We start from the raw sequence: 19,476 nt of genomic DNA, 5'->3' as shown, positions 1-19,476 counted from the left end.
TGATATGTGGATTATTGCTAAAATTAGACAAAATGGCGTGGCTTCGCTTTTATGCTTTGGGCTATAATTCGCCGCTTTTTTTATTCTTGGCACACACTACACACGGGCATAAGATGAAATTTCCTGGCCGCCGCAGGCATAAACACTATTTTCCAGTGGAAGACAAAGATCCACTTATTAGCCAGTTTCACTCGAGCGATCGATTAACTCACAACTACATCTGTGGTATCGACCAGATCGTCGTGGATATAGAAGCTAAAGTTGACCAAGCCTTTTTGGACGAGTTTCAATTAAAACGAGGCATGTCTCAAGTTATCGACAGCACTATCACCAACGCGCTCTACGATCGCTTAAAGCGTGATAAGTTAGTTGAATACGAATTTGCCGGTGGCACGATTGGTAACACCTTACATAACTACTCCGTACTCGCGGACGATCGTTCTGTGTTACTCGGTGTAATGAGTGAAAACATCAATATCGGTAGTTACGCTTATCGTTTTCTTTGTAACACTTCAAGTCGTGTTGATTTGAACTATCTCCAACCTGTTGATGGCCCTATTGGCCGTTGTTTTACCTTAATCGATGACACTGGAGAACGTACGTTTGCCATAAGCGCTGGCTTAATGAATTACTTGCGCCCTGAATCGATTGATAAGGCACTAGTTCAAAATTCATCAGCGCTACTCATCAGTGCGTATTTAATGCGTACACAAGGTGATGAGACAATGACTGAAGCAACAATGCAAGCCGTTCAATACGCCAATGAAGCTGGTGTTCCCGTGGTTTTGACGCTGGGTACTAAGTTTTTGATTGAACAAGACCCAACTTGGTGGGCTGAGTTTGTAGAAAAGTACGTTGATATTTTAGCGATGAACGAAGAAGAAGGTGAAGCAATCACCGGATTTAGTGATCCACTTCTTGCCGCAGATAAAGCTCTCGATTGGGTTGATCTTGTCATTTGTACAGCGGGTGCTCGCGGTATGTTTATGGCAGGTTACGTTGAAGAATCGTTTAAACGAGAAACAGAGCATCCATTACTTCCTGGTGCAATCTCTGAATTCAACCGCTATGAATATTCTCGTGCTATGCGTAAATCAGAATGTGAAAATCCCATCCGTATGTACACGCATTCGGCTCCATACATGGGTGGGCCTGACGCGATTAAAAACACCAACGGTGCCGGTGACTGCGCCCTTGCTGCCGTGTTACACGACTTATCAGCAAATGTATATCACAAGTTAAATGTACCAAACTCGGCTAAGCATGAGCAAAATGCCTTTACGTATTCGTCTCTGGCGCAGATCAGCAAATACGCAAACCGTGCCAGCTATGAAGTCCTTGTACAACACTCTCCTCGTTTGTCGCGCGGACTTCCTGAGCGGGAAGACTCGCTAGAACAAGCGTATTGGGACTAATAGAAAAGGCGCATCTTGCGCCTTTTTGCTTCTCGCTAAAAAATCACCCGAACATTAGAACGCATTAAACTCTATCATCTCTGAAAGCTTAGCTAATGCCTCAATTCCCGCGACAGAATTACCCACTTTGTCCAATCCCGGCGAATAGACCGCAACGGTAAACTTCCCAGGCACAACCGCAATGATTGTGCCGGAAACTCCTGATTTTCCAGGCATCCCCACTCTATAGGCGAAATCCCCAGCTGCGTCATATAGCCCACTTGTAAAAAGTAGTGAATTCAATTGTTTGGTTTGTCGAGCAGTCAAGAGTTGCTGATTGGAAAACTGGCAATAACCCGCATTTGATAAATAGCTATACGCCTTGGCAAGCTCCACAACGTTTAATTCAATTGCGCAGTAGTGAAAGTACGCTTTGAGTACATCATCGACCTGATTATCAAAGTTACCAAATGACTTCATAAGATGCGCCATAGCGGCATTACGATGCCGATGTTCATACTCAGAATTGGCCACTTTCTTGTCGATGATAACGCGAGGGTTGTCACTTTGAGCACGAAATGCTTCCAACATACTATGGATGGGCGCAGATAAGCGCGAGTAGAGCGCATCACAGGTTACTATCGCGCCGGCATTAATAAATGGATTACGCGGTATACCTTTTTCAAATTCAAGCTGAGTCAATGAATTGAACGCCGTGCCTGACGGTTCTTTGCCAACTCGTCGCCAAAGCGCTTCTTCATACCGTTGCAACGCTAAAGTTAAGGTCATGACTTTGGAAACAGACTGAATCGTGAAGCGAGATTCGCAGTTACCGGCAGTATAAATTTGACCATCCGTTGTAACGACCGCTATTGCAAACTGCAGCGGGTTAACTTCAGCTAAAGCTGGAATGTAATCTGCCACCTTTCCCTTTCCGACGAAGGGACGGCTATGTTGTTCAACTTGATTTAATAGGGCTTGAAAATCGTGCAAGGCTCGTTTTCCGACTTTTCTGGATTTGTTGCAGTCTACCGCATACTCCCTAAACGAAAAAAGAGCCTCGAAGGCTCTTAACATAAACAATTTAACTTTTAGGGTTAGCCCGTAATTTTTTCGTGTTTGTTAGCCTTAATTTGGCCTTTACGGTGGCGTAGCGCCGCATCTAATTTTTTCGCCGCGTTGGCGATAGACGGGTACATCACTTCATCTTCTCCTTTCACTGAAAGATGTACACCAATGTAATTCGCATTTATTTCGGTATAAAAATGATTGTGATCTTTACTGACGATCACGTCCAACGTCAGTAACGAAGGATAATGACTCGCTATCTTTGCAAACTTCTCATCGAAATGTTTTCTAATTGCGTCTGTGATATCTACATGATGACCAGAAACATTAATTTTCATAGCGACTCCCTTTTTTTGCTGTTTTCAATATTAGTATTGAGGGCATTTCTGCAAACCTCAAGGGAGAAATAAGATATTTTTTTGTCGATTTGATGAATCTTTGATTTTGGCCATAAAATCTCTAATTCTATTTTTCGCTAATGACTATTTGCTCTCGACGATGGAACAAGGACGGAAGATAAAGTGAATTGGCTCATTAAGTTTAAAGACCATTAAGCAGAAAGTAAGTGGTCATTTATTAAAAAATAAAAAACCCGCTCAAAGCGGGTTTTCAGTAATTCGTTAGCCTACGGCTTAAAGGCCTGCACGCTCTTTGATAACAGCGATAAGCGCTGAACCACCGTGGCCATTGCCTTCTGCCCAAGCGATATCTGCACCGTCCTCTAGCGCGCTTTTTGGTAGATTCTTAACTACAAATTCACCAGCATCCGTTGCATTGCTTGCGATAGCATGACGAACGAGGTTGTTACCATTACAAACAACTGCGTCGTACACTGCACGTAATTTTACCTTTGCATCTTTCAACGTGTCTCTCAAACGGCCTTTGTCGTTTGCTGCAACATATTCACACAAAGACAATGCTAATTGATCATTTGCTTTCGCTTGGTGAGAAAATGTAACAGACGCTAGGCATAAAGACGCTGATACAAGCACGGTAGATAATTTCATAGAGGACCCTTTTAATACTTTGTTCGTATAGAAGTACTCCAAATATTATAGCTTTCAATGCAAATGTTAGCAACAACTCATAGTTTTTTATGTAACGTTACGAATTGATAATTATACGGGTTTTTATCATCTGACTGATAATTTTCGGTACACACTTGTTGCCATTTCGCGACAGATTCGTAATCAGGGAACTGTGTATCCCCCTCTACATCAAGGTCGATAAAGGTGAGATAAAGCTTTTCCGCACTAGGTAAAAAGGTTTGGTATATATGACCGCCACCAATAATCATGACTTCTTCTGCCTCTTTAACCAGTTCGATTGCTGCGTCAGGTGACGTCACAACATCAATTCCCAAGGCGCTGTAATTCTCGTCACGCGTAATCACAATATTCTGACGACCGGGCAAAGGACGACCTATTGATTCGAATGTTTTGCGTCCCATGATCACAGGCTTACTCATCGTAACACGCTTAAAATGCGCGAGATCCGCAGGAAGATGCCAAGGCATTTGGTTATCTAACCCAATCACTCGATTGTTTGCCATCGCTGCAATCATTGAAATTATCACGTAAACCTCTTTATCGTTCTAAATTTTGAAAATAAAAAAGGGCCAATTAGGCCCTATTCTCTTAGCGTTCGTAGATGACTTCAACGTCGTAATCGTCGTCGTCCCAATCATCCCAATCGTCGTCATTATCATTATGACGAGTCGCCTCTTTGTGGTATGTATCCCACTTGAACTCAACTTCCTCAGATTTTTCTTCTTCGGCAAATTTGTCTCTAGGCATAGAATCTAGCAGAGCCATAATATCGTAACACAACTGTTGCGTATTCAATTTATTCGCGGCAGAAATTCGGTAAACGTTAGTTTCTTCACCAAGCTCTTCGGCAATACGCCCACAAATTTCGTCTTGCTCTTCTTCAAGTAACAAATCGATTTTGTTAAGTACCAACCAGCGAGGCTTTTCAGCTAGTTTAGGGCTGTATTGATGTAATTCATTGATAATCGCAAATGCGTTTTCAACAGGATCGCTGCCATCCACAGGCATAACGTCAACTATGTGAAGTAGTACACGGCAACGCTCAAGGTGTCTTAAGAAACGAATACCAAGACCAGCACCATCCGACGCGCCTTCAATTAGGCCTGGAATATCCGCAACGACAAATGACTTGTTAGCATCTGCACGAACAACGCCTAAATTTGGCACTAGTGTTGTAAACGGATAATCGGCTACTTTTGGTTTTGCTGCTGACACACTACGGATAAACGTTGATTTACCCGCATTTGGCAAACCAAGTAAACCTACGTCGGCAAGCAATAATAGCTCTAGACGAAGTCCACGTACTTCACCTTTTGTACCCATTGTTTTTTGACGAGGCGCACGGTTTGTACTCGATTTAAAACGAGTGTTTCCTAAACCATGCCAACCGCCTTTTGCAACGATAAGTTTTTGACCATTCGCCGTTAAGTCACCAATGACTTCGTCGGTGTCGACGTCAGTAATACGAGTTCCAACCGGTACACGAAGGATAAGATCATTCCCTTTTTTACCAGTACAGTTACGAGACGCACCATTTGTACCACGTTCAGCAAAATGAAAACGCTCAAACTGGTAGTCAATTAGAGTATTCAGGTTTTCGTCGGCTTGCAAAAATACGCTACCGCCATCACCGCCGTCACCACCATCAGGACCGCCATCCGGAACGAACTTTTCGCGTCGGAATGATACGACACCATTGCCGCCATCACCGGCTTCTACACGAATTTCAACTTCATCGACAAACTTCATGCTTACTCTCTTTTGACTCGCTTGAGGTTTCAGACCAAACCAAGTTTGGTACTAATATTGGGGTATTATAACAATGATTTGGGGATTGCACCGAGACATAATGCGAATTTGCTCAATATTCGCAGCAGATTTGCTTATTCATGACATTGCCAATTGCCCAAAGCACCAACATTACTTTCGATTCGTGCCAATCCGCTGAACAACAGGTGCTATCTTTTGGAATTGGTCTTACTACCCCATAAAAACAAAAAACCCCGCCTAAGCGGGGTTTTTCTAATTCTTTACCGATTACTCAGCAACGATGCTAACGTATTTACGGTTAAGTGGACCTTTTTGCTCAAACACAACTTTGCCATCTGCAGTTGCGAAGATAGTGTGGTCACGACCGATTGAAGCGTTAGTACCAGCGTGGAATTTAGTACCACGTTGACGAACGATAATGTTACCCGCTAATACTGATTCGCCACCGAAACGCTTAACACCTAAGCGTTTGCTTTCTGAATCACGACCGTTACGAGTACTACCAGCTGCCTTTTTATGTGCCATCTTTCTGTACCTCTAAATATTAAGCGCTAATGCCAGTGATTTTAACTTCAGTGAACCACTGACGGTGGCCCATTTGCTTGCGAGAATGCTTACGACGTCTAAATTTAACGATCTTAATTTTCTCACCACGACCGTGTGAAACAACCTCAGCTGTCACTTTACCACCGTTAACGAACGGTGCACCGATCTCGATTTTTTCGCCATCAGCAATTAGAAGTACTGAATCGAATTCAACTGCCGCACCAGTCTCAACGTCTAGCTTCTCTAGACGAATTGTTTGACCTTCAGTCACACGGTGCTGTTTACCACCACTTTGGAAAACCGCGTACATAATTAACTCCGTCTGTGCGCCCTCAAATCGACGCAACTAAATATTCTTCAATAGGGCGCGAAGTTTACGCTAATGCGACCCTATGCGCAAGTCCATTTTGGACAAAAAACGAATAAAAAATAATTCGAGTGAGGGCGGATAAAATTTTTTTGCTATTGTAGCGATTTTTCGCCTTATGCCAAGCGCTTTTTACATCGAATTGTCACATTTGTAAAATTGCCTAGATGAGGTCCATTTCTGCTTAGGAATTGAGCAAAAAAGAACGTCTTCATGCTTTTTTTTACTCCAACCCGACAAAATCTCGAGACAATGTAATTTTTGTAGTACAATCGCGGCGTTTATCTCACTCACATGGCTTGGAGAGAAATGGATATTAAAGCTATCCAGACGCTAATAAATAACGATATGAAAAGCGTCGATCAATTAATCCATGCGCAAATGCGCTCCGATGTGGCACTAGTCAGCCAACTTGGTTTGTACATCATAAATAGTGGTGGCAAACGCGTACGCCCAATGCTCGCGCTTTTAGCTGCTAAAGCGCTAGGTTATGAAGGTGAGAAGCACGTAACACTCGCAACCATTATTGAATTCATTCACACTGCCACACTTTTGCATGACGATGTCGTTGATGAATCGTTACTTCGTCGAGGTGAGCCAACTGCAAATGCAGAGTTCGGTAACGCGGCAAGTGTTCTAGTGGGCGACTTTATCTATACTCGTTCTTTCCAATTAATGGTTGGTCTGAATAACATGGAAGTCATGCGCATTTTAGCTGACGCTACAAATATTATTGCTGAAGGCGAAGTACTACAGCTAATGAATTGCAATGACCCAGATACGACTGAAGCCAGCTACATGCAGGTTATTTACAGTAAGACAGCAAAACTCTTTGAAGCTGCAACTTTATTGCCCGCCATCATTTTAGATAAAGACGCACAGTGCCAAGAAGCGATGAAATTGTATGGTATGCACCTAGGCACAGCATTCCAACTTGTTGACGACGTACTGGATTACAGCGCTGATGCAAAAGCAATGGGTAAAAACGTCGGTGATGACCTAGCTGAAGGCAAACCAACGTTGCCGCTTCTATATGCGATGAAACATGGTAACGAGGCGCAAGTAGCGCAAATCCGTCATGCTATCGAACACGCGGATGGTTTAGATTATATTGATGAGATCCTAGAAACACTCTCTCAGACAAAAGCTCTCGAATTTACCATGGAGAAAGCTCAGCAAGAGGCTGACAAGGCAATTGCTTGCCTAAGTGTGTTAGATGCATCGCCATACAAAGAGGCGCTAATTTCACTCGCAAACATTGCTGTTCATCGCGACCGTTAAAAAAGATTAGTCGACAGTCGAGCTGAACAACTACAGCATTAGACACAAAAAAGCCCAATCATTGATTGGGCTTTTTTGTATTAATACGATGCGAATTCCGCTAAATGGTTGTTACACCATTGCTTGCTGTAACTTTTTCATCGCGGTTTTCTCTAGCTGGCGAACTCGCTCAGCCGAAACTTGATATTTCTCTGCAAGTTCTTGTAGCGTCGCTTTGTTATCATCTAACCAACGTGCCGCAATAATGTCTTGCGAACGTTCATCAAGTGTTTTAAGTGCAGAGAACAAACGGTTGTGAGACTGTTCTTGCCATTGCTCTTCTTCTACTGCATCAGCTAAATCACCGTTACCATCGGTAAGGTATTGTACTGGAGAGAATGCACCACTTGTTGAGCTGCCTTCATCTTCATCAGACGTAAGGTCAAACCCCATGTCCTGACCACTCATACGCGATTCCATTTCACGTACTTCGCGCTCACTCACACCCAGTTCATTAGCAACGGTAGTCACTTCTTCTTGGTTGAACCAACCTAGACGCTTTTTGTTTTTACGTAAGTTGAAGAACAATTTACGTCGCGCTTTGGTTGTAGCAACTTTAACGATGCGCCAATTTTTCAATACGTACTCATGGATTTCAGCTTTAATCCAATGTACCGCGAAAGAAACCAAGCGAACACCGACTTCTGGGTTGAAGCGTTTCACTGCTTTCATCAGGCCGATGTTACCTTCTTGAATTAAGTCAGCTTGTGGCAGGCCGTAGCCAGAATAGCTTTTAGCGATATGCACCACAAATCTGAGATGAGACATGATAAGCTGTTTAGCTGCATCCAAATCCCCTTCTTCGTGAAGGCGAGTGGCTAGCGCTTTCTCTTTTTCAGCATCGAGCATTGGAATAGTGCTAACCGCATGTACGTAGCCTTCTAAACTCGCGCTTTGCTGTCCAGTTGTAAGTGCCATTGCATATAAATCGTTACCCATTTTTCACCTCAGTGACAAATTTCACGTTAAACTTTAGCACTCTCCCCTTGAGAGTGCTAAAACAATTTATAACGTGGATCGCTGTGCTATGCAAGTTTTTTTACCCTTAGATGCAACAAGTTACAAACCACTGATAAATAATAAGAAAAAACATTAATACAGCATTCAGTTTAAGACAACAATGTGACAATCATGAGACTAAAGAGTGCTAAATAGGGTATGAACTTACGCTGAAAAGTGCTAAATCTGCCACTTGAAATACTGCATAAAGTACAACAACAGTGCGCAACCGATTGAGTTTTTAGCGATTTATCAGAGATTGAGGTTGTGACCTTAGACGGAGTGCTGCTTTTGAAGCTAAAAACGACCAGCGCCACAGAAGAATCGTCATAAAGGTTGATTTAGCACTCTTACATTTCAAATGACTTAATGACGGGCAGCGCTAACAATCCAACTAGCCATTTTGCTGCCCTGTGCCTGCGGTGTCGTTGAGTTAGACTTTATCGGGCTCTATTTCCTTTATATAGCGATTCACTGACAGGAAGGACCCAAAGAATCCGAGTTCAATGGCCATTGACAGCAAAATACCGAATTCGCTGCCACTTAAACCTGTCATCACAAAATCTGTTTGATATACCCCTGCTACACGATGTACTGCGGATTCAAGCCACCACATCATCAAAGTTAAACAAATAAACGCGATAAAACCGCCTATCACACCATACCAAATCCCCGTCCACAAAAAAGGAGTGTGGATAAAGCTATTCGTAGCACCAACCAGTTTCATCACCTGAATCTCGGCTTTTTTGTCCATAATTGATAAGCGGATTGTATTACCAATAATGAGTGTCACCGAAGTCAGCAGTAGTATCGCTATCGTAATTACGCTTTCACGTAATAAACTAAGTAACGCATTCAATCGCTCAAGCCATTCAATATCTAACTTACCAAACTCGACTTCACGCTCTGCAGTCAATTTTTCCAACAGCGCTTTCGCGGCATCCGCGTTACGATGACGGCTTGTCGGCGTAACTAATACGACTTCAGGCAAAGGATTTTCATCTAAATAATCCAAAGCATTGCCGAACCCAGACAAACTTTTGAATTCATCCAATGCTTGCGTTTTACTGATAAAGGTTACTTTTTCAATTTCAGGATAGAGTGCTAACCTTTTCACAAGTGATTGCGTTTGCTGTTCACTCATTTCCTGTTTAACAAACAGTGAGATTTCTGCCGCATCTTGGAAGCCGCTTCTTACCTGTTGTACATTTTTAACAATTAAGTACAAGGTCGACGGTAGGGTTAAACTTAGCCCCAATACACAAATTGTCATGATGGATGCTAAAGGTGTTCGCCACATTTCACCTAAACTTTGCACGCCTTGACGAATAATCATCAAAATAAAGAAATAAACACGGGCGATTATAGAACTGCGCTTTCGTTCGTAGGATACTTGTCGCCCTTTAAACAATAAACTCATTGTAATGCCTCCGCTAACGGGTCTTGAAGCAGGCGACCATGTGATAACGTCAATGAGCGATATTTCATACGCGCGATAAGACCTAAATCATGTGTTGCGATAAGTACAGACGTCCCATGACTGTTAAACTCTTCAAACAGATTCAAGATTTCCATGGACAATTCTGGATCTAAGTTACCCGTTGGTTCGTCCGCTAGTAGCAAAGGCGGGGATGTGACAATCGCGCGTGCAATTCCAACTCGTTGCTGTTCACCACCCGATAACGTTTGAGGATAACACTTCACTTTATCGAGTAATCCGACTTTGTCTAAAGCTGCGTGAACACGTTTAGTGACGTCGCCATGATGCGCACCTTCAATAATCAGGGGCAATGCAACGTTATCAAACACAGTGTAACGGTCAAGCAAACGATGGTTTTGAAAGATAATCCCAATGTCACGGCGCACGTACGGAATGTCCTTGTTACTAATCGAGTTGAGATCAACGCCATTAATATATACCTGACCCGCTGAAGGACGCTCCATCACACTGATGAGTTTGAGCAAGGTGCTTTTCCCCGCTCCACTGTGACCTGTCAAAAACGCCAACTCGCCTTTGGCTAATTCAAAGCTCACCTTTTGCAGCGCTTTGTGTCCACCGGGAAAGGTCTTACTTACCTGTTGAAACTTAATCATCCTCTCGCCTTATTCTTCTAATTTCCTTTATCCGTAAACTAACTCGAACTTTTGACATTCGCTCAAAGCGCCCTCATTAATCCCCACTTTAAAGGCTGTTATGGCAAGAGGCCAATAAGGCCTCTTTAAGTGTTGTTTTCTAATCTTCTTGACTGAACAATGCTTCAATAAAATCGTGACTATTGAATGCTCGCAAGTCATCAATGCCCTCACCAACCCCGATATAACGAATAGGGATCTGGAATTTATCTGCAACTGCAAAAATAACTCCCCCTTTCGCTGTGCCGTCAAGCTTAGTCAACGTAATGCCGGTTAAACCAACAGCTTTATTAAAGAGGTTAACCTGGCTAATTGCATTTTGGCCCGTTCCTGCATCGATCGTTAACATGACTTCATGTGGGGCATCAGGGTCAATCTTTTTCATCACACGAGCAATTTTCTCTAGTTCTTGCATAAGGTTATCTTTGTTTTGCAAACGACCGGCCGTGTCGGCAATTAAAACATCAATGTTACGCGCTTGCGCAGCTTGGAATGCATCAAAAACAACTGAAGCACTGTCAGCTCCCGTATGTTGGGCAACAACTTGAATGTTATTGCGTTCACCCCAAACTTGTAACTGTTCAACAGCTGCCGCACGGAACGTATCACCCGCCGCCAACATGACACTCTTGCCTTGTGCTTGGAATTGCTTAGCCAGTTTACCGATCGTCGTTGTTTTACCAACCCCATTTACGCCAACCATTAAAATAACAAATGGTTTTTTGGTGTCAGGAATGTCCAAAGGCTGCTCAGCAGACTTCAGCATATTAGCCATTTCTTGTTTAAGTAACTCGTAAAGCGCATCACCATCTTTTAGCTGTTTACGATCTGCTACGTCAGTTAGGGTATCAATCAACTTCATCGTTGTGTCTACCCCAAGGTCTGCCGTCAAAAGTTGAGTTTCGAGGCTCTTCAAATAACTCATCATCGATCTTCTTGCCCTTAAATAAAGACGCAAACCCCGACCCGATATTAACCTTTGTCTTTACCAAACTCTCTTTTAGACGAGAGAAAAAACCTTTCTTTGGCTGTGCTGCTTCTGCTGCGGCCTTACGCTCAGCTTCTACACGCGCCGCTTCTTCTGCGGCCTGACGCTCAGCTTCTGCACGCGCCGCTTCTTCCGCCGCTTGACGTTCGGCCTCTAAACGTGCAGCTTCTTCTGCGGCCTGACGTTCAGTTTCTAAACGTGCAGCCTCTTCTGCGGCCTGACGTTCTGCCTCTGCACGCGCCGCTTCTTCCGCTGCTTGGCGTTCAGCTTCTACACGCGCAGCCTCTTCCGCAGCTTGGCGTTCAGCTTCTACACGCGCAGCCTCTTCCGCTGCCTGACGCTCTGCTTCTACACGCGCCGCTTCTTCCGCCGCCTGACGTTCTGCTTCTACACGCGCCGCTTCTTCCGCCGCTTGACGTTCTGCTTCTACACGCGCCGCTTCTTCCGCCGCTTGACGTTCTGATTCTGCACGCGCCGCCTCTTCCGCAGCTTGGCGTTCAGCTTCTACACGCGCCGCGTCTTCCGCCGCTTGACGTTCTGCTTCTACACGCGTCGCGTCTTCTGCCGCCTGACGTTCTGCTTCTACACGCGCAACCTCTTCTGCGGCCTGACGTTCTGCTTCTACACGCGCAGCCTCTTCAGTTGCTTGGCGTTCAGCTTCTACACGCGCCGCTTCTTCCGCAGCTTGGCGTTCAGCTTCTACACGCGCAGCCTCTTCTGTTGCTTGGCGTTCAGCTTCTACACGCGCCGCTTCTTCTGCGGCCTGACGCTCAGCTTCTACACGCGGCTGCGTCTTCTGCGGCCTGACGTTCTGCTTCTACACGCGCTGCGTCTTCTGCCGCCTGACGCTCAGCTTCTACACGCGCTGCGTCTTCTGCCGCCTGACGCTCAGCTTCTACACGCGCTGCGTCTTCTGCCGCCTGACGCTCAGCTTCTTCTGCGGCCTGGCGTTCAGCTTCTACACGCGCGGCTTCTTCCGCGGCCTGACGTTCTGCTTCTACACGCGCCGCTTCTGCTGCCGCTTGGCGTTCAGCTTCGTCCGCCGCTTGACGTTCTGAGTCTGCACGCGCGGCTTCTTCAGCTGCTTGGCGTTCGGCCTCTAAACGTGCCGCTTCTTCTGCTGCTTGGCGTTCAGCTTCTACACGCGTAGCCTCTTCCGCTTCTTGACGTTCAGCTTCTAAACGCGCAGCCTCTTCTACCGCAGCCTTTTCTTGCTCTGCCTTTTTGCCAAAACCAAACCAAGATAAAATTTTATTCGTTTTTCCCATAAACCTTAATTACCGCATATTGAAATCTGGTAAACTGAAAAGAATCAATTTGTCGCATTAGTGCATCATCGATAACACCACCGACAGATCCTCTCCAACTACTTTGCTTTATATAAGTTGGAGGAAATACATAAAGCAAAACGCGTAAAATACATTTGGTTCAGAGTGTACCACGCTTTAACTTGCTTAAAAATGACGGTAAGCGGTTCGTTCATAATTTTATCAATGCCTTGAACGAGACTTGGATTTCGCCTTGCACTATAAAATCTGACGAGAATAACATGAGAAAAAATACGCCTTCAGCCAGCTCAAAAAATGGGTTTATCCGCATCATTGGTGGCAAGTATCGCGGCCGAAAACTACCGGTCAAAGACGTTGAGGGGTTAAGACCTACAACAGATCGTGTGAAAGAAACCCTGTTCAACTGGCTGATGCAAGACGTTCGAGATGCAACTGTATTGGATTGCTTTGCGGGTTCTGGCGGCCTTGGTTTTGAGGCATTATCGCGGTTTGCTGCAACAGTTACCTTTATTGAGCGAGACAAAAGCGCTGCACAGCAAATAGAAGCGAACATGGCGGCAGTAAAAGCAACAAATGCACGCGTTTTGCAATCAGATGCGCTTACCACAACGCAAACTCAAGCGACCCAACAGTATGACATAGTGTTTGTTGACCCGCCTTTTCGAAAAGCCCTGGCGGCGAAAATTTGTACACAACTAGAGACTAATGGTTGGCTTGCTAAAGAAGCCATCATCTATATTGAAGTTGAGCAAGAACTAGAGTTAAATGTGCCGGAAAACTGGCGACTTTATAAAGAAAAAAAGGCGGGGCAAGTGGCCTATCGCCTGTTTTTACGAGAGTAATTACCTAGTTTTCTGAACTCAAATTATTAGCTATAATTTAAGCTTTACAAGTGCTGTAGTGTCAGATTACAATACCGCACCATTTTTGAACCATATGATCATTTGATGATCAGCCTGAGCGAAAGCTCATTAATTAGGTAGGTGAATTTTTAATGCCAGTTATTAAAGTAAGAGAAAACGAGCCGTTTGACGTTGCACTACGTCGTTTTAAGCGTTCATGTGAAAAAGCAGGTATCCTTGCTGAAGTTCGTAGCCGCGAACACTATGAGAAGCCAACAACTGAGCGTAAGCGTAAGAAAGCTGCTGCAGTTAAGCGTCACATGAAAAAGCTTTCTCGCGAAAACGCACGTCGCGTTAAACTTTACTAGTCGAGTTTGGTTTGGTTTCAATGAGCCTTCAAGAACAGTTAAAGTCAGCCCAAAAAGACGCCATGAAAGCCAAAGACAAAATTCGTCTTGGCGCGATTCGTTCAGTACTTGCTGCCGTTAAGCAGCGTGAAATTGACGAACAAATTACGATAGACGATGCCGTTGTTACTGCCGTTATCGTAAAGCTGGTAAAGCAGCGTCGCGATTCTTACACTCAGTTTAAGGACGCAGGCCGTGACGATTTAGCTGATAAAGAAGCAAGTGAAATCGAAGCGCTTGAAACATTCTTGCCACAACCTCTTACAGAAGCTGAAGTAGCCGCGCTTGTCGAAAGTACGATTACAGAGCTTGGTGCATCAGGTATGCAAGACATGGGTAAAGTAATGGGAGTTATTAAAAGCAAAGCCGAAGGCCGCGCTGATATGGCTGTAGTTTCTGCTCTAATTAAGCAAAAGCTAACAGCATAAAGACTTCCCGCCCAAGCGAATATGAAGACCGAGCACTATGCTCGGTTTTTTCTTTTCTAAAGGGTGCAATCTCATGGATAGTGTGGTGAAATTCACGCGAGTTAACTTTTTGAGTGAGGAATAGTCTCAAGATGGCAGGTAAGATCCCTAGACAGTTTATTGATGATTTACTTGCTCGAGTCGATATTGTCGATCTCATTGATGGTCGAATAGGACTAAAAAAAGCTGGCAAAGATTACCAAGCCTGCTGCCCTTTCCACAACGAGAAGTCCCCTTCTTTTACGGTTTCACGTGACAAACAGTTTTATCACTGCTTCGGCTGCGGCGCGAATGGCAATGCTATTTCCTTTGTAATGGAATACGACAAATTAGAATTTGTCGATGCAATTGAAGAACTCGCTGCCACTTTGAATCTAGACGTGCCCAGAGAGCAAGGATCAGGTGCACCACAACGCACACAAGCAGAACGTCGCTCTGATTATGAACTGATGCAACAAACCGCAGTATTTTATCAACATCAGCTTAAACAACATGAAAAATCTGCTGAGGTGATTGAATATGTTAAACGTCGGGGCATATCGGGTGAAACGGCTAAACGCTTTCAAATCGGCTATGCGCCAGCTGAGTGGGACTCGCTTTATAAGTATTTAGGTAAAAGCAAAGAGTTGCAGCAACAACTTGTCGATCTGAAACTGGCGAATGAAAACCAGCAACAGCGCCGATTCGACTTTTTCCGTGACCGTCTTATGTTCCCCATCCGTGACAAGCGGGGGCGCGTCATTGCGTTTGGAGGTCGTGTAATGAGCGCCGATCAAGGTCCAAAATACCTTAACTCGCCAGAAACACGTATTTTCCACAAAGGGTTCGAACTTTACGGACTCTATGAAGCAAAACAAGCACACAACAAACTCTCTCAGGTTTTAATTGTTGAAGGCTATATGGATGTTGTCGCATTAGCTGAAAAAGGCATCGACTATGCGGTGGCAGCTCTAGGCACAGCAACAACTGCTGAGCATATGCAAACCTTATTTCGCACCACAGACAAAGTAATTTGTTGTTATGATGGTGACCGCGCAGGTCGTGATGCTGCATGGCGTGCACTTGAACACGCACTTCCTTACCTTAGTCATGGTAAGGCGCTCCAGTTCGTGTTTCTTCCAGACGGTGAAGACCCTGACTCGCTAGTGCAAAAAGAAGGCAAAGAGGCATTCGAAGAGCGGCTGAAAAATGCGGAAGATTACAGTAACGTACTGTATCAGAAGCTGACCTCGCAGGTAGATATGACAAGCGATGCAGGCAAATCTAAACTCATGTCGGACGCACTCCCTCTTATCGATAAAGTACCAAGTGATTTTTATCAAGACACGTTACTCGACTTACTCGCTCGCTTTATTGGTAAGACTCGTGAGCAGCTTTCTAAAAAGCTCACAACCCCAAAACAGCAGCAATCAATTGAACGCAAATTCAAAGTCACACCAATGCGCCAAGCAATTGGCCTCTTAGTGCAACATCCGGTTCTTGCAAAGGAAGTGGATTATTTACCTGAGCTTGCTGAAATGGGCATTCCGGGTATTGAGTTATTTCTGCGGGTGCAACAATTGTGTTTAGAAAACCCGAATTATTCGACGGCGCAACTTTTTGAAGCCTTTCGAGACACGAAAGAGTATGACATCCTCAAAAAGCTCGCTTCTTGGCCACATAACATCAAAGAAGAAGCGCTCATTAAGCAATTCCAACAAACTTTTCAATTTATCGAAGACCAGTGTTTAAATTTGCGACATGAGACCCTATTAATGAAGGACAAAACTGAGGGTCTTAGCAGCGAAGAGCGACACGAAGTGGCACTATTAACTATTGCCTTAAAGCGACGAAGTTCTAGTCAAAATTGATTTTTGCTGCTAATATACTCTATTCACTGCGTCTTCATTTGAGTTACAAACCTCGGGGGCGCCTTGTTGTAAACAACTTATCAGAGTGGAAGCATATTTCTCTATGGATCAATCTCCTCAGTCACAACTTAAACTTCTGATTCAGAAAGGTAAAGAGCAAGGTTACTTAACTTTTGCAGAAGTCAATGATCACCTTCCACAAGACATCATAGACTCAGATCAAGTAGAAGACATCATTAGTATGATCAATGACATGGGTATCACTGTTGCGGAAAACGCGCCAGATGCCGATGAACTAATGATGCAAGAGACAACGACTGACGACGATGCTGCTGAAGCTGCTGCGGCTGCGCTCGCAACAGTTGAAAAAGAGATTGGCCGTACAACTGACCCAGTGCGTATGTATATGCGTGAAATGGGTACTGTTGAACTTTTGACACGTGAAGGCGAGATCCTAATCGCAAAACGTATCGAAGAAGGTATTAACCAAGTTCAATTGAGCGTTGCAGAATACCCAGAAGCAATCGCTGAACTTCTCGAGCAATGGGACAAGTTTGAAGCAGAAGAAATTCGCTTAAGTGACATTGTTTCTGGTTTTTATGATCCAAATGCCCTTGAAGAAGACGATGGTTTCCCTATTTCAGCAACTCACGTTGGTTCAGAGCTAAGCGACGAAGACTTAGACGACGAAGACGATGACAGCGATGAAGACAGCGACGACGATAGCGATGATGGCGATTCAGGTCCTGATCCTGAAGTAGCACGCGAGCACTTCGAACAACTTCGTGTTTTATACAATAAAGCACGCGATGTCTTCGAGCAAAAAGGCCGTTCACACCCAGACGCACAAACGGCGATTCAAGAAATCGGCGAATTGTTCCGTATGTTCAAACTAGTCCCTAAACAGTTTGACCGTATGGTAAACAATATGCGCTCAATGATGGATAAGGTTCGCGTTCAAGAACGTATCATCATGAAGCAAGCGGTACAGGTTGCTAAAGTTCCTAAGAAAACGTTTGTGAAGCATTTTGCGAACAATGAAACAGACATGTCTTGGATAGACGCAGAAATTGCAGCAGGTGAAAAGCACTCTGCGAAATTGGAAGAAGTTCGTCCTGAAATCGAGCGTTGCGTTAACAAATTAAAAGCAATTGAAGAAAGCACAGGTCTAACTGTTGAGCGTATTAAAGACATCAACCGCCGTATGAGTATCGGTGAAGCGAAAGCGCGCCGTGCGAAAAAAGAAATGGTTGAAGCGAACTTACGTCTTGTAATTTCAATTGCGAAGAAATACACCAACCGTGGTTTACAATTCTTGGATCTTATCCAAGAAGGTAATATCGGTCTGATGAAAGCGGTAGACAAGTTTGAATACCGTCGTGGTTATAAATTCTCAACTTATGCAACATGGTGGATCCGTCAAGCGATTACGCGTTCTATCGCGGACCAAGCGCGTACAATCCGTATTCCAGTGCATATGATCGAGACAATCAACAAACTCAACCGTATTTCTCGTCAAATGCTTCAAGAAATGGGTCGCGAGCCAAGCCCAGAAGAGTTAGCTGAGCGCATGGCAATGCCGGAAGACAAAATCCGTAAGGTATTGAAAATCGCTAAAGAGCCTATCTCAATGGAAACACCTATTGGTGACGATGAAGATTCGCACTTAGGTGATTTCATCGAAGATACAACCATCGAGTCACCAATTGACTCTGCAACGATGGAAAGTCTTCGTGCTGCGACAAATGAAGTGTTAGCAGGTCTAACCGCAAGAGAAGCGAAAGTACTTCGTATGCGTTTTGGTATTGATATGAACACTGACCACACGCTTGAAGAAGTAGGTAAGCAATTCGACGTAACGCGTGAGCGTATTCGTCAAATCGAAGCAAAAGCACTTCGCAAGCTTCGTCACCCTTCTCGCTCTGACTTGTTGAAAAGCTTCCTAGACATCAAGTCTTAATCAAATCATAAAGAGGCCGCATCAAGCGGCCTCTTTTCAATCCAGATAACCAAATTCAAGTGGGTAGAAACATGGCTTGGATCCAAATACGTATCAATGCAACAAGAGACACCGCTGATCAAATCAGTGATTTACTAGTTGAAGCAGAATGTCCCTGCGTAACCTTTCTAGATGGCAGTAACAATCCAATTTACGAACCTAAGCCGGGCGAGAAAATCCTATGGCCTGAAACGATTGTTGTCGGCCTGTACGAAGCAACTCATGATATGGATGCTGTGGTTGCCTATCTTACGGAGCAATTTGCAGAACCGCTGAACTATAAAGTTGAACAACTCGAAGACAAAGATTGGGAACGTGAATGGATGGACAACTTCCACCCTATCCAATTCGGTGAACGTTTATGGATCTGTCCTAGTTGGCGTGAGATCCCAGATCCTACCGCAGTAAACGTATTACTCGATCCTGGCCTTGCGTTTGGCACAGGTACTCATGCGACGACTGCACTTTGCCTTAAGTGGTTAGACGCACAAGATTTAACTGGCAAAACCGTTGTAGATTTTGGCTGTGGCTCTGGGATTTTGGGCATTGCTGCACTTAAATTAGGTGCCGCACGAGTTATTGGTATTGACATCGATCCTCAAGCCATTGCCGCAACTTACGACAACGCTGCTCGAAATGGCGTGGCAGACCAAATTGAGGCCTACCTACCGGAAGATCAACCTGAGTTCCAAGCGGATGTTGTCGTTGCCAATATCTTAGCTCAACCACTACGAGAACTGCATGAAATCATCTTGGACTTCTTAAAGCCAGGCGGCGATATCGCGATGTCTGGTATTTTGGAAGAACAGGCACAAAGTGTAGCCGATGTTTATGCGCCGTTTGTTGAACTAGACCCTATCGCGCAAGAAGGCGAGTGGACACGGGTCAGTGGACGCTTTAAAGGTTAATCTCGCCCCTTAACCTGTGGAATGGTTGCAACAATCAATATTGCGCAAATTGCTGCAATTTTGGTGACAAAGTGAGAGTT

18 protein-coding genes and 1 pseudogene are annotated in these 19,476 nt (G+C 44.5%); 8 read left to right on the top strand and 11 right to left on the bottom strand.

Annotated features, from left to right (window positions below):
* The first annotated feature begins 113 nt into the window (after positions 1 to 113).
* Entirely contained in the window at positions 114 to 1,415 is a 1,302-nt protein-coding gene (locus tag J5O05_RS12840; protein WP_208842368.1) for an inosine/guanosine kinase, read from the top strand.
* A gap of 54 nt (positions 1,416 to 1,469) precedes the next feature.
* On the opposite strand, the gene glsB is transcribed toward J5O05_RS12840, so the two are convergent.
* The 7 genes from glsB to rplU all read right to left on the bottom strand — a co-directional run bounded on the left by glsB (position 1,470) and on the right by rplU (position 6,137).
* Positions 1,470 to 2,387 carry a glutaminase B gene (glsB, locus tag J5O05_RS12835; protein ID WP_244369605.1) on the bottom strand — a complete coding sequence of 306 codons (918 nt, stop codon included), beginning with the start codon at positions 2,385 to 2,387 and terminating at the stop codon, positions 1,470 to 1,472.
* Between the two features lie 104 nt (positions 2,388 to 2,491).
* A complete protein-coding gene (gene hpf, locus J5O05_RS12830) occupies positions 2,492 to 2,800 on the bottom strand; it encodes a ribosome hibernation-promoting factor, HPF/YfiA family (RefSeq protein WP_208842366.1) in 309 nt (102 codons plus the stop codon).
* A gap of 294 nt (positions 2,801 to 3,094) precedes the next feature.
* The gene (locus J5O05_RS12825) at positions 3,095 to 3,469 is read right to left on the bottom strand and encodes a DUF3718 domain-containing protein (protein ID WP_208842365.1); all 375 of its coding nucleotides are present in this window, start codon (positions 3,467 to 3,469) and stop codon (positions 3,095 to 3,097) included.
* 77 nt (positions 3,470 to 3,546) lie between these two features.
* Positions 3,547 to 4,038 (bottom strand): type 3 dihydrofolate reductase, encoded by a 492-nt coding sequence (folA, locus tag J5O05_RS12820; protein WP_208842364.1) that lies wholly within the window; start codon positions 4,036 to 4,038, stop codon positions 3,547 to 3,549.
* 61 nt (positions 4,039 to 4,099) lie between these two features.
* Positions 4,100 to 5,260, bottom strand: a complete 1,161-nt coding sequence (gene cgtA / locus J5O05_RS12815) for an Obg family GTPase CgtA (protein ID WP_208842363.1) — start codon at positions 5,258 to 5,260, stop codon at positions 4,100 to 4,102.
* A 288-nt stretch (positions 5,261 to 5,548) separates the two neighbouring features.
* Positions 5,549 to 5,806, bottom strand: a complete 258-nt coding sequence (gene rpmA / locus J5O05_RS12810) for a 50S ribosomal protein L27 (protein ID WP_005490996.1) — start codon at positions 5,804 to 5,806, stop codon at positions 5,549 to 5,551.
* Positions 5,807 to 5,825: 19 nt separating this feature from the next.
* Entirely contained in the window at positions 5,826 to 6,137 is a 312-nt protein-coding gene (gene rplU / locus J5O05_RS12805) for a 50S ribosomal protein L21 (RefSeq protein ID WP_208842362.1), read from the bottom strand.
* Positions 6,138 to 6,503: 366 nt separating this feature from the next.
* Here rplU and ispB point away from each other — a divergent pair, with 366 nt between their 5' ends.
* Positions 6,504 to 7,475, top strand: a complete 972-nt coding sequence (gene ispB / locus J5O05_RS12800; RefSeq protein ID WP_208842361.1) for an octaprenyl diphosphate synthase — start codon at positions 6,504 to 6,506, stop codon at positions 7,473 to 7,475.
* Between the two features lie 111 nt (positions 7,476 to 7,586).
* On the opposite strand, the gene rpoH is transcribed toward ispB, so the two are convergent.
* The 4 genes and pseudogenes from rpoH to ftsY all read right to left on the bottom strand — a co-directional run.
* The gene (gene rpoH / locus J5O05_RS12795) at positions 7,587 to 8,453 is read right to left on the bottom strand and encodes an RNA polymerase sigma factor RpoH (RefSeq protein ID WP_208842360.1); all 867 of its coding nucleotides are present in this window, start codon (positions 8,451 to 8,453) and stop codon (positions 7,587 to 7,589) included.
* Positions 8,454 to 8,946: 493 nt separating this feature from the next.
* On the bottom strand, positions 8,947 to 9,933 hold the full coding sequence (gene ftsX / locus J5O05_RS12790) for a permease-like cell division protein FtsX (RefSeq protein ID WP_208842359.1): 987 nt from the start codon (positions 9,931 to 9,933) through the stop codon (positions 8,947 to 8,949).
* Positions 9,930 to 10,607, bottom strand: a complete 678-nt coding sequence (gene ftsE / locus J5O05_RS12785; protein WP_208842358.1) for a cell division ATP-binding protein FtsE — start codon at positions 10,605 to 10,607, stop codon at positions 9,930 to 9,932. Before ftsE ends, ftsX begins: the two co-directional genes overlap by 4 nt.
* A gap of 139 nt (positions 10,608 to 10,746) precedes the next feature.
* A pseudogene (gene ftsY / locus J5O05_RS12780) lies at positions 10,747 to 12,767 on the bottom strand (signal recognition particle-docking protein FtsY); the annotation flags it as partial.
* 416 nt (positions 12,768 to 13,183) lie between these two features.
* Between ftsY and rsmD the strand changes: the two are divergent.
* The 6 genes from rsmD to prmA all read left to right on the top strand — a co-directional run bounded on the left by rsmD (position 13,184) and on the right by prmA (position 19,396).
* Positions 13,184 to 13,765, top strand: a complete 582-nt coding sequence (gene rsmD / locus J5O05_RS12775; RefSeq protein WP_208842357.1) for a 16S rRNA (guanine(966)-N(2))-methyltransferase RsmD — start codon at positions 13,184 to 13,186, stop codon at positions 13,763 to 13,765.
* A gap of 152 nt (positions 13,766 to 13,917) precedes the next feature.
* Positions 13,918 to 14,133, top strand: a complete 216-nt coding sequence (gene rpsU / locus J5O05_RS12770) for a 30S ribosomal protein S21 (RefSeq protein ID WP_208842356.1) — start codon at positions 13,918 to 13,920, stop codon at positions 14,131 to 14,133.
* A gap of 20 nt (positions 14,134 to 14,153) precedes the next feature.
* A complete protein-coding gene (locus tag J5O05_RS12765) occupies positions 14,154 to 14,600 on the top strand; it encodes a GatB/YqeY domain-containing protein (protein ID WP_208842355.1) in 447 nt (148 codons plus the stop codon).
* A gap of 131 nt (positions 14,601 to 14,731) precedes the next feature.
* Positions 14,732 to 16,489: a DNA primase gene (gene dnaG, locus J5O05_RS12760; protein WP_208842354.1), complete on the top strand. Its 1,758-nt coding sequence runs from the start codon at positions 14,732 to 14,734 to the stop codon at positions 16,487 to 16,489.
* Positions 16,490 to 16,592: 103 nt separating this feature from the next.
* Positions 16,593 to 18,449 carry an RNA polymerase sigma factor RpoD gene (gene rpoD / locus J5O05_RS12755; RefSeq protein WP_208842353.1) on the top strand — a complete coding sequence of 619 codons (1,857 nt, stop codon included), beginning with the start codon at positions 16,593 to 16,595 and terminating at the stop codon, positions 18,447 to 18,449.
* 71 nt (positions 18,450 to 18,520) lie between these two features.
* A complete protein-coding gene (gene prmA / locus J5O05_RS12750) occupies positions 18,521 to 19,396 on the top strand; it encodes a 50S ribosomal protein L11 methyltransferase (RefSeq protein ID WP_208842352.1) in 876 nt (291 codons plus the stop codon).
* The last annotated feature ends 80 nt before the right edge of the window (positions 19,397 to 19,476 follow it).

Source organism: Pseudoalteromonas xiamenensis, assembly GCF_017638925.1.
Taxonomy (GTDB): domain Bacteria; phylum Pseudomonadota; class Gammaproteobacteria; order Enterobacterales; family Alteromonadaceae; genus Pseudoalteromonas; species Pseudoalteromonas xiamenensis.
The sequence above is the reverse complement of the archived record's forward strand: the minus strand, read 5'-3'. Positions and strand labels throughout refer to the sequence as shown.

Coding starts and splice junctions, on each gene's coding strand:
- ftsX (WP_208842359.1), bottom strand. CDS start 9,933: ATGAGTTTATTGTTTAAAGGGCGACAAGTATCCTACGAACGAAAGCGC.
- J5O05_RS12825 (WP_208842365.1), bottom strand. CDS start 3,469: ATGAAATTATCTACCGTGCTTGTATCAGCGTCTTTATGCCTAGCGTCT.
- J5O05_RS12765 (WP_208842355.1), top strand. CDS start 14,154: ATGAGCCTTCAAGAACAGTTAAAGTCAGCCCAAAAAGACGCCATGAAA.
- prmA (WP_208842352.1), top strand. CDS start 18,521: ATGGCTTGGATCCAAATACGTATCAATGCAACAAGAGACACCGCTGAT.
- ftsE (WP_208842358.1), bottom strand. CDS start 10,607: ATGATTAAGTTTCAACAGGTAAGTAAGACCTTTCCCGGTGGACACAAA.
- J5O05_RS12840 (WP_208842368.1), top strand. CDS start 114: ATGAAATTTCCTGGCCGCCGCAGGCATAAACACTATTTTCCAGTGGAA.
- hpf (WP_208842366.1), bottom strand. CDS start 2,800: ATGAAAATTAATGTTTCTGGTCATCATGTAGATATCACAGACGCAATT.
- rpoD (WP_208842353.1), top strand. CDS start 16,593: ATGGATCAATCTCCTCAGTCACAACTTAAACTTCTGATTCAGAAAGGT.
- rpmA (WP_005490996.1), bottom strand. CDS start 5,806: ATGGCACATAAAAAGGCAGCTGGTAGTACTCGTAACGGTCGTGATTCA.
- rplU (WP_208842362.1), bottom strand. CDS start 6,137: ATGTACGCGGTTTTCCAAAGTGGTGGTAAACAGCACCGTGTGACTGAA.
- dnaG (WP_208842354.1), top strand. CDS start 14,732: ATGGCAGGTAAGATCCCTAGACAGTTTATTGATGATTTACTTGCTCGA.
- rsmD (WP_208842357.1), top strand. CDS start 13,184: ATGAGAAAAAATACGCCTTCAGCCAGCTCAAAAAATGGGTTTATCCGC.
- rpoH (WP_208842360.1), bottom strand. CDS start 8,453: ATGGGTAACGATTTATATGCAATGGCACTTACAACTGGACAGCAAAGC.
- cgtA (WP_208842363.1), bottom strand. CDS start 5,260: ATGAAGTTTGTCGATGAAGTTGAAATTCGTGTAGAAGCCGGTGATGGC.
- rpsU (WP_208842356.1), top strand. CDS start 13,918: ATGCCAGTTATTAAAGTAAGAGAAAACGAGCCGTTTGACGTTGCACTA.
- ispB (WP_208842361.1), top strand. CDS start 6,504: ATGGATATTAAAGCTATCCAGACGCTAATAAATAACGATATGAAAAGC.